This window comes from Halorhabdus salina (assembly GCF_013839425.1).
Lineage (GTDB): Archaea > Halobacteriota > Halobacteria > Halobacteriales > Haloarculaceae > Halorhabdus > Halorhabdus salina.
The window spans coordinates 79,406-92,786 of the sequence record NZ_JACDNP010000006.1; the positions used below are offsets into that span (position 1 = coordinate 79,406).

Consider the following 13,381-nt stretch of genomic DNA (forward strand, 5'->3'; position numbering starts at 1 on the left):
GACTGTTTCTCAGGCGCTCATCACTTGCCGGAGCACGTCCGGGGCGTCGGCAAGGGCGTCTTCGAGCGCCGCCGCGTCGGGACCGCCACCCTGTGCGAAGTCAGACGGTCCGCCGCCGCCACCGCCGACTCGATCAGCGAGTTCACTCACGACCGCGCCGGCGTCGACGCCGCTTCCCTCCGGCGCAGCGACGACGAACTGTGCGCCGTCGGCCCCTGACCCGATGACGGCGACCGAGCCGTCCTCGCTGATGGCGTTGGCCGTTGCCCGCAATTCGTTCATCTCGGCGTCGACCCGCTGGATGACGGCCGTCGTCCCGTCGAGGTCGACTTCCTCGCCGTCGCTGGCCCCAGATGCGCGTGCCTCGGCGAGTTGCTCCTGTAACTCCTCGATCTCCTTGCCCCGGTCCTTCCAGGCCTCGAAGAACCGTTCGGCCGTCTCGGGGACGTCCATCGGGTCGACGTCGAGGGCGTCACCCGCCTCGTAGAGGGCGTCTTCGGTTTCCTGGGTCGCCTCGATGGCGGCCTCGCCCGCCGCGAAACTCAACCGGACGACGCCGTCCTGGATGCGTTCCGTCGAGCGAATCTTGATCGCTCCGATATCACCGGTCCGGGAGACGTGGGTGCCACCACAGGCCTGGACGTCCTCGTCGACCGTGATGAGCCGGATCTGTTCGCCCTGGGGGATCCCGCCCTGGTAGAGGTCAAAGCCGTGTTCGGCTTCGGCCGCGTGGCGGTCGGGCCACTCCTGGGTGACCTGGCTGTTGTCCGTGACGAGATCGTTGGCGACGCGTTCGATCTCTTTGACTTCTTCGCGGGCGACCGGCTCGTAGTGCCGAACGTCTAAGCGTGCCGAGTCGGTCCGCTTCTGGGCACCGGCCTGGCGGACGTGTTCACCCAGAACGTGCCGGGCGGCGTGACCGACGACGTGGGTCGCCGTGTGGTGTTGCATGAGGCGTCGCCGCCGGGTCCCGTCGACTTGCCCGGTGACGAAATCACCCGTCCCCGGGTCGGCGTCGGCACGGTGGACGATCACGCCGTCGTGAACCTGGACGTCGGTCACGTCCGCGGTGACGTCCTCCGTCGAGAGCGTCCCGTGATCCGGCGGTTGGCCCCCGCCTTCGGGGTAGAACATGGTCTGATCGAGCACGACGTCGTAGTCGCCGTCTTCACGTTCAAAGACTTCCAGCACGACGGCCTCGAACTCGGTCCGATTCTGGTCCTCGTAGTAGAGCCGATCGGTCTCGGGCAGGTCGGCAATCCGGTCCGCGTAGCCGGCCGTTTCGGCCGCACTGGCGACGTCTTCTTCCTCGTGGCGCTGGGCCACCGCCGAGTAGAAGTCCTCGGGCACGTCGACGTCGACCCCGCGTTCGGCCGCGATCTCTTCGACCATGTCCGGCTGGATTCCGTGGCTGTCGTACAACTCGACGAGTTCGTCGGTCGGGATCGGGTCGCCAGTCTCGGCGTACTCCTCGGCGAGCGATTCGACTCGTCGCGAGCCCCGATCGAGGGTCTCGCGGTACTTCTCGACTTCCGTTCGGACGATGTCACGGATCGTATCGCGATTCGAATAGTCCAGCCGCTCGGCCTGCATGTCGACGAGTTCGTCCATCGGGGCGTCGACGCCCACGGTGTCGACCAGTCGCTTTGTTCGCCGGAGGACCATCCGCGCGAGATAGCCCGTCCCGACGTTGCTCGGGACGATCCCGTCGCCCAGCATGTACGCGAGCGTCCGGGAGTGGTCGGCGATCGCGTAGATGGACTCAAGCGGTTCGACGAGTTCGCGCAGTCGCTCGGTCTCGACGCCGATCTCGGCGGCGATGTCGTCCCGGGCAGCCTCGACATCTTCGGCCTCGTCGATGTCCATCCGGCCGGCGAGTTTCGCGGCCCGGTGGACGATCTCCGCTTCCTCGTCGGTGTGATCGATGCCCGCATTCGACGTGAGAAAGTCGATCGTGTCGGGGTAGACGGCCTCGTAGACGGTGGGCGTCCCCTGAGAGACCCAGGCCCATCGCTCGAGCCCGTAGCCCGTGTCCACGATGTAGGTGTCCATCGGGCTGTAGCAGTTGCCGTCTTTCATCTCGTACTCGCCGTCGGCGTCCTGCTCGAACTGCATGAACACCAGCGTCGCCAGTTCCGCGCCTTTGTAGATAACCTCGAAGGCCGGACCGGCGTTGCCGCCGCCGACCCAGGGGTCTTCGATCAGTGTGACTTCCTGGGGGTCGGCTCCGAGTTCCTCGAACAGCTCCAGGCAGTAGGCGACCGTCTCTTCTTTCCAGTAGGCCTCGCCCTCGTAGGCGTACTGCTCTGGGTCGTCGATGTCCTCACGCGCGTTGAAGGCGTGATGGGCCATCATCTCGAAGGCCATGGTGTGTCGGCCCGTGACGCCGACGTTGTCGATGTCCTGCATCCGGATACAGGGCTGGCTGATCGTCAGCGGGTTGGCGGGCGGCGGGGTCGTCCCCGAGGTCACCAACGGCTGGAAGTCGTAAATCGAGGCCTGGGTCAACAACACGTCGTCGCGCCAGCGGTTGGCGGCAACAGGATAGGGATCGATGCGGTCGTGGTCGCGCTCCTCGAAAAAGGAGAGAAACGCCTCGCGCATCTCGCCCAGTTCGAATTCCTCGTCGAATCCGGCGTCGTCGATGAAGCTGTACTCATCACAGGGCGGTTCACCGCAGGTCTCCCGGTCAGGGTCGAGCGTCCAGAAGTGGTCCCCACACTCCGAACACTCCGTACGTCGGAATCCGTGCTCCTCGAAATAGTCGAGCCGGTATTCCTCCTCGAGATCGCTCATTCGTTGGGTGTATTGTGGCCCATCCTGGCGTAAATCAGTTCCGAAGGGTACTTTCCGACAGATTCGCCCGGTATAGCCTGTCTAGACGGCATTTCCGTTCGAACCGCTGGCGAAGTTCGCCCGCATGGGTCTGTTGGCACGATTGCCGATTGTCGGCTGTCCGCTGTAAGGGGGTAGATCACAGTCTCAGACGCTATGGCGGTGACGAATCGCGAAATCATTTGCGTGAACTTATCCGTCTCGATCGGCTTTCATGCAAAAATGACAACCGACAATTCACGCTCGCTCGCTGGAGAAACCGACGATCCGACTGTCTGGCAAGCTATGTTCGAATCGTTACTCGATGGACTCCCGGAAGCTGCTTTCGCTGTGGATACGGAGGGGTCGATCACTCATTGGAACGACGCTGTCGCGTCGCTCATCGGTCTCCCGGCGTCGGAAGCGATCGGGATGGATGCCTACGACATTTTCGGAACCGAAGGCCACTCGGAGACGCTTGCCGAGACAGTCGTTCGGACAGGCGAGGCCGTCAGAGAATCGGAGTTTCGCTCAGCCGGGGATGCAGACGAGGAACAGGCTCATGCACGTGCGATCGGAGTCCCGATCCGATCGGCAGACGGGTCAGTTACCGGTGCCGTCGAGATCTTACTGGACGTGAGTGAGGTCGTCGAACAGCGCGAGACGCTACACGAATTACAGGTCGACCTTTCGGAGAGTGTCAAGTCTTCGGTCGACGAACTCGGGGCGTCGACAAGTGACGTTGCCCAACAGTCACGGGAGATTAGCGACCTCGCTGCCGAGCAGGCAACAGACTTGACGGAGGTCCAGTCGGAGGTCTCGGGATTCAGTGCGACCATCGAAGAGATCGCCTCCAGTGCCGAGGAAGTCAGCAATCAAAGTTCCAAGGCCACCTCACTGGCTGGAGACTCTGTCCAGACCGCGACGGACGTGAGTGAGCAAGTCGGCGATGTCGCTGCAGAATCGGCGGACGTCGCGACTAAAACTGAGCGTCTCAGCCAGCGGATCGATGAGATTCAGGAATTCGTCGCGGTCATTGACGACATCGCCGACCAGACGAACATGCTCGCGCTGAACGCAAACATCGAGGCCGCCCGCAGCGAGGGCAACAACGACGGGTTTGCCGTTGTTGCCGACGAGATCAAGGATCTGGCTGACGAGTCGAAACAACACGCCACCGAGATCGAAACGACTGTCGAAGAGATTCGGGAAATGGCGACCGAGACGGCCGAGCGCGTCAGAGAGACTAACGGTTCGATCCAGGCTGTCGAGGCGGACATCGAGGCAATAATCGACAACCAGGAGACGATTCGAGCGGCCATTACGGAGACTGACGAGGGCGTCACTGAGATCGCGAGCGCGACGGACGATCAGGCCGCAAGCGCCGAAGAGATTGCGAGTATGATCGATGGAGTCGCCGACCGCGCCGACGACGTCGCCGACGCCGTCGAAGCGATCGCGTCCGAAACCGACACTCAAGCTCACCAGATAGACACACTCGAAGACGATGTCGATCGCGTCGAAACCCGGCTCGATACCGTTATGGATTGAGTGCCCGGGATCGCCGCTTACTTCTCGAGGGCCAGCGACGCCAGCAACGCTTCCAGTTGAATCCGCTCGCTCGCCCCCTCCGTGATGCGGTAGTCAGCCTCACCGACTCGATCGAGAATCCGAACCGCTGCGTCGTCATCCAGCCCGAACTCCCAGACTGAACGGTGCAGCTGATCGATGATGTCGCCGCCGGCGATCCCTTCCTCGGTCAGTAGCGTATCTAGTTGTGACCGGGCAGCGGTGAAATCCCCATCGAGGGCTCGCTCGACCATTTCGCGGATCTCTTCTGGGCGAGCAGTCGAGGTAATCTCGAAGACACCCGCTTCGTCGACCCGATCCCCGGACATCGACGCGGCCTGGAGGCCGTTGATCGCTTTGCGCATGTCCCCGCCGGCGACGTAGACCAGTGCGTCCATGCCGTCGTCGGTCATCTCGATACCCTCCTCCTTGGCAATCGTGCGGATCGTTTCCTCGACGGCCTCGTCGGCGAGTGGCGAGAACCGGAAGACGGCACATCGGGACTGGATCGGGTCAATTATCTGACTTGAATAATTACACGACATGATGAACCGGACGTTGTTCGAGAACTGCTCCATCGTCCGGCGAAGTGCTGACTGTGCGTCTGAGGTAAGTGCGTCGGCCTCATCAAGAAATATAATTCTGTAGTCATGTCCGCCAAACGAAGTGCGCGCGAAGGACTTCACGCGGTCCCGAACCACGTCGATCCCCCGCTCGTCGCTTGCGTTGAGTTCGAGGAAGTTCTCCTCCCAGTCGTCGCCGTACAGTTCTTTGGCGATAGCCATCGCGGCGGTCGTCTTGCCGGTCCCGGCCGGCCCGGCGAACAGCATGTGGCTGAGGTCATTGCTGTCGACGTAACTTTGGAGGCGTTCGGTGATCGCCTCGTGGCCCGCGATGTCCGCGAGAGACTGTGGGCGGTATTTTTCGATCCAGACTTCCTGGCGGCCCGCCCGGGCTGGCTCGGCCTCGCTCATGGTCTGGACGTGGAGGGGAGGGGGGAAAAACCTCGCGAGTCGGTCCGCCGACAGCGTTTCCGGGTTCGAACGATGGCGGACGTCGCCGAAGAGCTCATTGCCGCGCGGGCGAACGTCCGCACATGCACGTCATGGTTGAGGTCGTCGGCGAGGACACGCGCGAGCTGGATGTCGAGTCGGGGGCGACGTATGCCGACTTGCTGGCGGCATGTGATGTCAGTCCGCACGAGGCGTCCGTCCTTGTCGACGGCCAGCCGGTGCCTGAGGATGGCGAGGTTAGCGCCGAGCGTGTCGAAGTGCTGCGGGTCGTCAAGGGTGGCTAATGGACGTCCGCATCCGGGAGGGGACGCCTCAAGATCTGGTTTCCGTCCTCAACGTCCTCGATGGGGCAGCCCTGGAAACCGACCGCGAGCGAATTCTCGACAGGCTTCGAGCGGGGGATGTCCTCGTCGCCGTCGCTGGCACCGACGGCGAACGGGTCATCGGTGCGTGCGTCCTCGATGGCCCGGCAATCGTGTCGATCGCCGTGCGTCGACGGCGGCGCGGCCAGGGGATCGGCACGGCACTGGTTCGGACCGCCGCCAGCGAGCGCGATCGGCTGGTCGCGCGATTCGATCCCGGTGTGCGATCGTTCTACGAGGCCCTTGGTTTTGACGTGACAACTATCGATACTGAACGCTGTGAAGGGGCACTGGATCCTGCGGTGATCGACACAGCGGACCTCTCGGCCGAGTAGCCCTGTCTGTGGCGTCCCACAGGGCTGTTCCTTGTGACCATCCCTCACGACACCGACATACTAAACCCGTTCGGCGCGCTACGAGGGGGTAATGATGCTTCCCACCCATGCCCTCTGGGGCATGGCACTGGCGCTGCCGGTCGTCTGGACCGCGCCGGAGTACGCCGGGGTTGCGCTACTTGCGGGCTTTCTGGGCGGGATCGTTCCCGACCTGGACATGTACGTGGGCCACCGGAAGACGCTTCACTACCCGGTTGTCTACGCTGGACTCGTCGTTCCCGCCGTGGCGGTCGGGATCTTCTTCCCGAGCGCGCTGACGATCGCACTTGGTGTGGGCGTGAGTGCAGCAGCTCTTCACAGTCGAAGTGACGTCTACGGCGGTGGGCTGGAACTGCGACCCTGGGAGGGAACCTCCAATCGGGCGGTGTACGACCACTACCGGGGACGCTGGATCGCACCGCGTCGCTGGGTGGGTTATGACGGCTCTCCCGGCGATTTGGCGCTGTCAGTCGTCCCGGCCCTGCCGCTGCTCGTGATCGTCGATGGTGGACTCGAAGCGCTCGTCATGGCCTCGCTGGGGATCGCCGTCGTCTATACTGCCGTCCGGCGACACTTGCCGTCGATTGGACTGGCGGTGGTGACCGATCTCACAGCGGTACTGCCAAGCCCCGTCATCGATCGACTTCCCGATCGCTATCGTGATGGCATCGACGGTGCTGCCCAAGCGACAACTGACGGCAACGCATAGGCTCTCGCCGTCCGTTCCGTGGGGCGATGACCCCAAGAATATTGACAGTCAGCAGTGATTGCTGTACACGAGGGGACTCACGTATGGCCGACCCGCTCTGGCTGGTCGTGCTGGTGATGGAGACTGCGGTGGTCGGTATTTTCGGGTGGGCAATTCGTCGGCGGGATATTGCCGTGGCGACCAACGCATTCATCGGTGCACTTCTGGTCGTGACGCCGTTCGTTGCTGCCCCGCTGCTCGACGCAATTGGCTATCAGCGTCTCGCGATTGGGCCGTTGTTGCCGGCCTGGATCGGGGTCGCGAGTCTGTTGCACGCCATCGGCATGCTCGGTGTCTACGAGTCGACGTGGTGGTGGGACCATCTCACGCACACCGTCTCTGCAGCGCTGGTCGCGGCGCTCGTGTACGCTGGGGCCGTGGTCGTGCTCGGTGAGACGACCGGGATTACGACATTGCCGGGTGTGGTCACGGTGACGGGAACGTTGCTGGTTGGCGTCCTTTGGGAAGGACTCGAACTTCTCGCCAGGGACGTTGGCGACCGACTCGACGTCGAACCGGTGTTAGTCCACTATGGCTGGCTCGATACCGCCCTCGATCTCGTCTTCGACGTGGTCGGTGCGGTGCTGGTGGTTGCCCTCGACGTTCGGGTGTTCGTTCCTCTCAGTGAGGCGCTGCTGGGTGTCGGCTAATCAGTCGGACGTCCAGCGGACCGCCGCCTCGATCGACTCTGTTTGGGTCGACTCTGGCGACATTTGGTCACATTGATATGGGGGCGTAGTCAACTTCGTGATGAATAGATGGTCGCTAGTATTGTGCAGTACGGCCAGGCGTTTTTGGTGTTATTGCGGCTCATTCTGTTCGGGTTGACGCTGGGGATCACTGTTATCAGCTTCCAGGCCTACCAGCAACGTGAGAGCGATCGCCTCCAGTTTGCATTCATCGGGTTCGCCTTTATCAGCATGGGTGTGGCGGTGAGCAATATCGTCACCCAGATGTTCACCGCTGAACCCAGCCCCGGGGCGCGATTGTTCTTCAACATCACCCAGGTTGTCCCGTTCATCATCGGATTTGCGATGTTATACCTCTCTTTATACCGCTGAGTCGCATTTGCGGGTTCTGGAAAAAGTCACGACCCTTATGAGGGAGTAGCTCTAGTAATTGTGCAATGAACGACGATGAGCAGGTGACGCGGCTGTTTGGCGGACCAGGGAGCGGGAAGACGACGGCCCTATTGGATCGGGTCGAGAAATTGCTTGACGAGGACGGTGTCGACGTTAGTGACATTTTGGTCGTCTCGTATACGCGGGCAGCGGCCTCAGAAGTCCGGGAACGGTTGGCCGAGCGCCTCGACATCTCGCCCCGATCATTGAAGGGTAACGTCTCGACGATGCACGCGAAAGCCTACGAGCTGTTGAATCTCTCGCGTGGCGACGTCGTCGGCGAGTCCGACAAACAGGACTTCTGTGAACAGTTCGGCATCGAATACGAGGGCGAGTACGAAGGCTCGCGTCGTCGGTCGGCCCGGTCAACGACAATTGGGAACAAGATCATCGCCACGAACCAGTGGCTCCAGCGAACCCGCCGGGACGTGGGCGACTGGTACGATGTTCCATTCAAGTGGGACGACGAGACCGTCCGTTTGCCCCCCGAGATCGACGACGCGGCCCAGACGGGCAACAAGTACACGCCGACCTGGCCCAGCGATGACGACCGTATCGATGTCCCTGAAGTCATCCGTGCCTGGCGGTCCTACAAGGGTGAGGAAGGAATTGTCGGGTTTGCGGACATGCTCGAACGTGTTACACAGCGGTCGCTGCTACCGAACGTCGACTATCTGGCGATCGACGAGTTTCAGGACATCACAACCTTGCAGTACGATGTCTACGAGGAGTGGAAACCCCACATGGACGGCGTGTTGATCGGCGGTGACGACGACCAGGTTGTCTACGCCTGGCAGGGTGCCGACCCGCGACTGCTACTCGAAGAAGAGGGCCAAGACGTCATCCTCGATACGTCATACCGCCTGCCTTCGAAGATCCTCGAAGTGGTCCAACAGGAGGTCAGCCACATCGATCAGCGCCAGGAGAAGAACCTCTCACCACGTAAAGAGGGCGGTCGAGTCGCAGCGGTAAAGCGACCGTCGATGCTCGACCTGGTACGCAACGTCCGGGACACCGTCGAGGAAGACGACGGGACGTTGATGATCCTCTTCCGGGCGCGCTATCAGATGTTTCAGTTTATCGATGAGTTCATCGGCGATGGGATTCCGTTCTCGGTGATGACCGACCAGCGCATGTGGACCGACCGATTGAGCGATTATGTCAGCGGGATCGAATCGGTCTCGGCTGACGAGCCACTGACCGCCCTAGAAGCCCGCCGGCTGGCTGACATGCTCGCCGATACGGCCTTCGGGACGGGCGAGCGCGACGACCTTTTCGATGCGATCGACGAGCGTTCCGAGGCCGCCGAGACCGAAGACCTCGCCGAGATCGATCTCGAACCCGATCTGGTACGTGACCACGCCCCCTTCCTGCCTGAACCACCCGCAGCGGCCGATATGGTCCGGAAAGTGACGAGCTTTCAGGAACGCACCATCGAGGCGTACTTCCGTGGCGATAACCAGGACGTCAGCCCGGATCGTATCCGAGTCGGGACGATCCACAGCGCGAAAGGTCGTGAAGCCGACCACGTCTTCGTCACGACGGATCTCACCGAGAAGGTCGTCGAGCAAATGGCCGCGACCGCAGAGCAGGCGGGTATCGACATCCCGGGCGGCGAGGAGTTCACCAAACATACAAGCCCAGTCCCGACGCTGACCGATAACGAGCGACGGGTCTTCTACGTCGGCATGTCTCGGGCCCGGGAACGACTGGTCATCATGGAAAATCTCATCGACGGCGCGCCGACGCTGCCGATTGACGTCTTGCTCAACGACGAACCGACCGACCAAGAGCCCGCAGAGATGTTGCGTGACATCCTTGGAGAGGAAGCCACGGTCGTCCACTGAACGGCCAGAGTTCTCTCTTCTTGCAGGTGTCCAGTCAAGCAACATTGAGCTTTGACATCCTCCCCGCCCTAATGGGGCATGACGAGACGCGTTGCGTCTCGTTGCACCCGAAAACGCGAAGCGTTTTCGAGGACGAGGATTCCCCGAAGGGGATATTCAGGTTGCGCGTTTCCTCGGACCTCAAGTACGCTTTCGCGTGGGCCGTCGAAGGTCGCCGTCCAGTTGTGACCAAGGACGTGCTTTCCAGCGCGTATAGCCCTGTCAATAGGGCCTTCCTCCCCGCATACAGCGGGCGTCAACAGCGTGGAACAACGTTCCACGAGCAATCGGGCGTAGCCCGATGACGACGGCTGGTTGTTCAACCAGCGAGGTAGCACGGTTCGCGTCAGCCGAACTGCTACGCCGTGCATGGTTCACCCTCCCGTTGTGCGATATTCTCCGACGCGTTCAGGTCTGAGTGGCGTCCACGACCGCACTCCGGACACGAAAAGTGGTCGTCATCACGGGTTCCCATCGAACCACACGCCGAACACCGCTGGCTGGTATGATAGGCATCGACCGTTTCGACGCGGATACCAGCGCGTTCAGCCTTGTACGTGATGAACTGTTGGAGTTGGTGGAAATGCCAAGAGTGAACGCCCGACCACGAACTATTCTCGCGGATGCCTTCGAGGTCTTCCATCCGAATGACGGGGTTCTCGAACTGTTCCGCGAACGTGATGAGACGACGGGAGAGTTTGTGGTTCAAGTCCTTGATTCGACGCTGTTCTTTGTCACCCACACGGTTGCGTGCGCGAAGCGCACCCGCTTCCGAAAGCGAATCGCGTAGGGAACGATATTTGCGTCGGACATACTTCGCCTCACCACCAGACACCAGCATCGACTCATCCTCGCCGTAGGCCGTCACCGCGAGAATGTGCCGTTCACCAATATCGACACCGATAGGCGTTTCACCAGATGTGTCGGTGTCGTATTCGATGTTGAACGTACAGAACCAGTCGTCTCCGCGACGATAGACCTGTAGCCGAGTCTTGTCAGCGTCTCCCTCGACCAGTCGGTCTACGGGGTCGGCAATATCGTCGTACACTTCGATGGGTGTGTACCACCATTGGGAAACACATGGGAAGCCGACGACGACCGTGCCGTTCTCGGTCGTATCGAGTTCCCAGTTCTGGTTGTTGACGGCGAACGGCTAACTCTCTCGGTAGCGAACCGCTCCGTCCGTGTTGTGGTCAGAGTTCGCCTCTCGAATGGCTTGGTTCTGGATGGCCGAGTAGAGGTCGTTGTCGATGCTGGCCGTGGTCACGGATTTGTCGAAGTCGCCGTTCTCCCATCCGTCGATGCAAAATTGCTTGGTGTCACGGTACAGGCGGGAGGCGTGTTGCCACTCTTTGCGCCGTGAGAGGGATGGGTTGTGGAACTTCGCGGTGACAGTCACCGTGACCATTACATTTGTAATTTCACACTCTTGGTTGAGTATCTGTTGGAATATCGGGCCATGCTATCGTCGGTGGTCTGTGTCGTCGTTTGTCGGATTCATCCCCGTCCTGAAGGGCGGGGCTTTCTCCTTGTACTTCCGTAATGGGCGACCCTGCTATTCGTCTCTCAATTTCCCGTCGAGGTACTCGCGGGTGTTGTCCCGAGTCGCGGCCGCGACTTTGACGAAGGTTACGATGCGTTTCCCGTCCGCGCGTGTATCCCGCTTGATTTCGAGGGAGAGACGCTGGTCGCGCAGGTGTGTGAGTAGTGCCTCGATCACGGCCGGGTCGCCACGGACCGTGTGTTCTTCGCCGACGGATTCACCCCGTTGGACCGCCCGGACGGTCTCGATGGCAGGCAGGAGAATCGACTCGCCCAGTTTCTGGGCGCGCTGGCGTGACTCGCCGGCCGTCCGGTCGCACTCGACCGCCTGGAACACTTCCCGAATAATCCGCGAGAATAGGAAGTCCCGTCCGTAGTCGAACGGCAGGGAAAAGGCGTGCTCGAGATCGGCCCGGTGGGTCGCCGAAGTGGTGTACTTCAGCTGGCGGGTGCCATCGAGGGATTGCATCACGACGCCTTCCCGGCCCTCGCGATCGAGATCGGCGATCACCTCGGCGACGGCTTCGGGAGCTGCCTCGGGGTCGTACTCGCCAAAGGAGGGGACTTCGGCGAGACCGTACTCCGCACAGATCTCGCGCCGACGGTCGACTGCAAGCGGCGTCCCGGACTCCCGGTGGCGCACGTCGAAGACCTCGATCCGTGCGGAGTCGACCTCGGGATAGTCGTGGGTCGTGTAGGGGTTCTCGGGGCCGATCAATTCGCCACACAGCATGTGGTCGGGATGGTCGTCGAAGAACGCATCTGGCTCCAGCAACTCTCGGACCGTGTTCGTGGTGTACGGACAGAGGTAGCCACTCCGGGTAAATCCGAGTACGTCCCCGTCGATTCGTGCGATTCGGACGTTGTACCCGTTGCGTTTCTCCTCGATTGTGAGGCGACCCTCGAAGTGCTTTGGAACCCCTGGATCGAGGACCAGCGTGCGCGGAATGGATGGAAACCCGCGAACGACGACACCCTCGACGATCGCGGTCCCGCGCTCGACGCCGTGGCGGGCGTCCGAAAGATGTCGGTACGGCCGCCCCTCGAACGTCTCGTGCTGGAATTGTTCGAGCAGCGCGTCGAGTTCCCCTTCGGGTACGCCGAGCGTGGCGGCGAGTTCGCGATCGGCGTCCATACGTCACTGTCGGTTGGCGAGCGATATAGGTGTGGTGCCATACCTCACGATACATTCGCCGGAGAATCTTTGCCGGAGGCCCGCCAAGTGCCAATATGGCCGAGTATCCGCTGAAACAGCGGTTCGTCCTCGACACGTCGGTGTTCATTACGCCGGAAATCCGGCAAGAGGACGAAGACCTGGAGACGGCCGTACAGCGCTTGCTGGATCTCGTCGCCGAGGTGAAACTCGAACACAACATCTCCTGTTACATGCCCCCCTCGATCAACGACGAGTTGACGACGATGCTCGAAGACCGCGACGTCAGCGAGGAGACGATCGAGAAACTCGACACCTGGGTCATCACCAAGAGCCCGGCCCAGTACGAGATCATGATCCCGGCCGAGATCGTCTACGGGTTCATCGACGAGATGAGCGATCGGGTCAACCGAGGATTGCGCGTCTCCGAGAAGGCCGTCCGGAAAGCCGATCAATCCCGCGAGGCGGGGGTCGATCACGAGCACATGAGCGAAGTGGACCAGGTCATCTCCGACCTCCGAGACGAGTATCGTCGCGCGCTCCGACAGGGCGTCCTGGATTCCCGGGAGGACTTCGACCTGCTGCTGTTGGCACGCGAACTCGATGCCGGCGTCGTCACGGAGGATACGGGTATCATCAACTGGGCCGAGGACTTTGGCCTCCGCTATCTTCGCGGCCGGTCGTTCCCACCGCTGCTCGAAGAGTATTTGGCCGCTGGCGAACGTGTCGAGTGAATGCGGACGGTGTGTCGGTCGGTAGCTGCAATAATTGCCGTAACCGTTCCGCTTGGTGCAGTATT

Annotated in this window: 11 protein-coding genes and 1 pseudogene; 8 read left to right on the forward strand and 4 right to left on the reverse strand. The window is 61.6% G+C overall.

Features of this window, described 5'->3' with window-relative positions:
- Positions 1-9 precede the first annotated feature (9 nt).
- Complete coding sequence (alaS, locus tag HZR20_RS09670; protein ID WP_181686386.1) at positions 10-2,796, reverse strand: alanine--tRNA ligase; 2,787 nt, start codon at positions 2,794-2,796, stop codon at positions 10-12.
- 261 nt (positions 2,797-3,057) lie between these two features.
- On the opposite strand from alaS, the gene HZR20_RS09675 reads away from it, so the two are divergent.
- Positions 3,058-4,365, forward strand: a complete 1,308-nt coding sequence (locus HZR20_RS09675; protein ID WP_258560413.1) for a methyl-accepting chemotaxis protein — start codon at positions 3,058-3,060, stop codon at positions 4,363-4,365.
- Between the two features lie 17 nt (positions 4,366-4,382).
- Here the strand turns inward: HZR20_RS09675 and HZR20_RS09680 are convergent, their stop codons facing one another.
- Positions 4,383-5,357: a replication factor C small subunit gene (locus tag HZR20_RS09680; RefSeq protein ID WP_181686387.1), complete on the reverse strand. Its 975-nt coding sequence runs from the start codon at positions 5,355-5,357 to the stop codon at positions 4,383-4,385.
- A gap of 122 nt (positions 5,358-5,479) precedes the next feature.
- Between HZR20_RS09680 and samp2 the strand changes: the two genes are divergently transcribed.
- The 6 genes from samp2 (at position 5,480) to HZR20_RS09710 (ending at position 9,848) form a co-directional block, all read left to right on the forward strand.
- Positions 5,480-5,680, forward strand: coding sequence for a ubiquitin-like small modifier protein SAMP2 (gene samp2 / locus HZR20_RS09685; RefSeq protein ID WP_181686388.1), 201 nt, complete (start codon positions 5,480-5,482; stop codon positions 5,678-5,680).
- The gene (locus tag HZR20_RS09690; RefSeq protein WP_181686389.1) at positions 5,680-6,093 is read left to right on the forward strand and encodes a GNAT family N-acetyltransferase; all 414 of its coding nucleotides are present in this window, start codon (positions 5,680-5,682) and stop codon (positions 6,091-6,093) included. Before samp2 ends, HZR20_RS09690 begins: the two co-directional genes overlap by 1 nt.
- A gap of 91 nt (positions 6,094-6,184) precedes the next feature.
- Positions 6,185-6,841, forward strand: a complete 657-nt coding sequence (locus tag HZR20_RS09695; protein WP_181686390.1) for a metal-dependent hydrolase — start codon at positions 6,185-6,187, stop codon at positions 6,839-6,841.
- An 83-nt stretch (positions 6,842-6,924) separates the two neighbouring features.
- The gene (locus HZR20_RS09700; RefSeq protein ID WP_181686391.1) at positions 6,925-7,530 is read left to right on the forward strand and encodes a hypothetical protein; all 606 of its coding nucleotides are present in this window, start codon (positions 6,925-6,927) and stop codon (positions 7,528-7,530) included.
- A 108-nt stretch (positions 7,531-7,638) separates the two neighbouring features.
- Positions 7,639-7,941 (forward strand): DUF7521 family protein, encoded by a 303-nt coding sequence (locus tag HZR20_RS09705; RefSeq protein WP_181686392.1) that lies wholly within the window; start codon positions 7,639-7,641, stop codon positions 7,939-7,941.
- Positions 7,942-8,006: 65 nt separating this feature from the next.
- The gene (locus tag HZR20_RS09710) at positions 8,007-9,848 is read left to right on the forward strand and encodes a UvrD-helicase domain-containing protein (RefSeq protein ID WP_181686393.1); all 1,842 of its coding nucleotides are present in this window, start codon (positions 8,007-8,009) and stop codon (positions 9,846-9,848) included.
- A gap of 397 nt (positions 9,849-10,245) precedes the next feature.
- On the opposite strand, the pseudogene HZR20_RS09715 reads toward HZR20_RS09710, so the two are convergent.
- Both HZR20_RS09715 and HZR20_RS09720 read right to left on the reverse strand, forming a co-directional pair.
- A pseudogene (locus HZR20_RS09715) lies at positions 10,246-11,295 on the reverse strand (RNA-guided endonuclease InsQ/TnpB family protein).
- Positions 11,296-11,442: 147 nt separating this feature from the next.
- Positions 11,443-12,564 carry an RNA ligase gene (locus HZR20_RS09720; protein ID WP_181686394.1) on the reverse strand — a complete coding sequence of 374 codons (1,122 nt, stop codon included), beginning with the start codon at positions 12,562-12,564 and terminating at the stop codon, positions 11,443-11,445.
- Positions 12,565-12,659: 95 nt separating this feature from the next.
- Here HZR20_RS09720 and HZR20_RS09725 point away from each other — a divergent pair, with 95 nt between their 5' ends.
- Positions 12,660-13,316 (forward strand): RNA ligase partner protein, encoded by a 657-nt coding sequence (locus tag HZR20_RS09725; RefSeq protein ID WP_181686395.1) that lies wholly within the window; start codon positions 12,660-12,662, stop codon positions 13,314-13,316.
- Positions 13,317-13,381: the final 65 nt, after the last annotated feature.

Coding starts and splice junctions, on each gene's coding strand:
- alaS (WP_181686386.1), bottom strand. CDS start 2,796: ATGAGCGATCTCGAGGAGGAATACCGGCTCGACTATTTCGAGGAGCAC.
- HZR20_RS09675 (WP_258560413.1), top strand. CDS start 3,058: ATGACAACCGACAATTCACGCTCGCTCGCTGGAGAAACCGACGATCCG.
- HZR20_RS09680 (WP_181686387.1), bottom strand. CDS start 5,357: ATGAGCGAGGCCGAGCCAGCCCGGGCGGGCCGCCAGGAAGTCTGGATC.
- samp2 (WP_181686388.1), top strand. CDS start 5,480: ATGCACGTCATGGTTGAGGTCGTCGGCGAGGACACGCGCGAGCTGGAT.
- HZR20_RS09690 (WP_181686389.1), top strand. CDS start 5,680: ATGGACGTCCGCATCCGGGAGGGGACGCCTCAAGATCTGGTTTCCGTC.
- HZR20_RS09695 (WP_181686390.1), top strand. CDS start 6,185: ATGATGCTTCCCACCCATGCCCTCTGGGGCATGGCACTGGCGCTGCCG.
- HZR20_RS09700 (WP_181686391.1), top strand. CDS start 6,925: ATGGCCGACCCGCTCTGGCTGGTCGTGCTGGTGATGGAGACTGCGGTG.
- HZR20_RS09705 (WP_181686392.1), top strand. CDS start 7,639: ATGGTCGCTAGTATTGTGCAGTACGGCCAGGCGTTTTTGGTGTTATTG.
- HZR20_RS09710 (WP_181686393.1), top strand. CDS start 8,007: ATGAACGACGATGAGCAGGTGACGCGGCTGTTTGGCGGACCAGGGAGC.
- HZR20_RS09720 (WP_181686394.1), bottom strand. CDS start 12,564: ATGGACGCCGATCGCGAACTCGCCGCCACGCTCGGCGTACCCGAAGGG.
- HZR20_RS09725 (WP_181686395.1), top strand. CDS start 12,660: ATGGCCGAGTATCCGCTGAAACAGCGGTTCGTCCTCGACACGTCGGTG.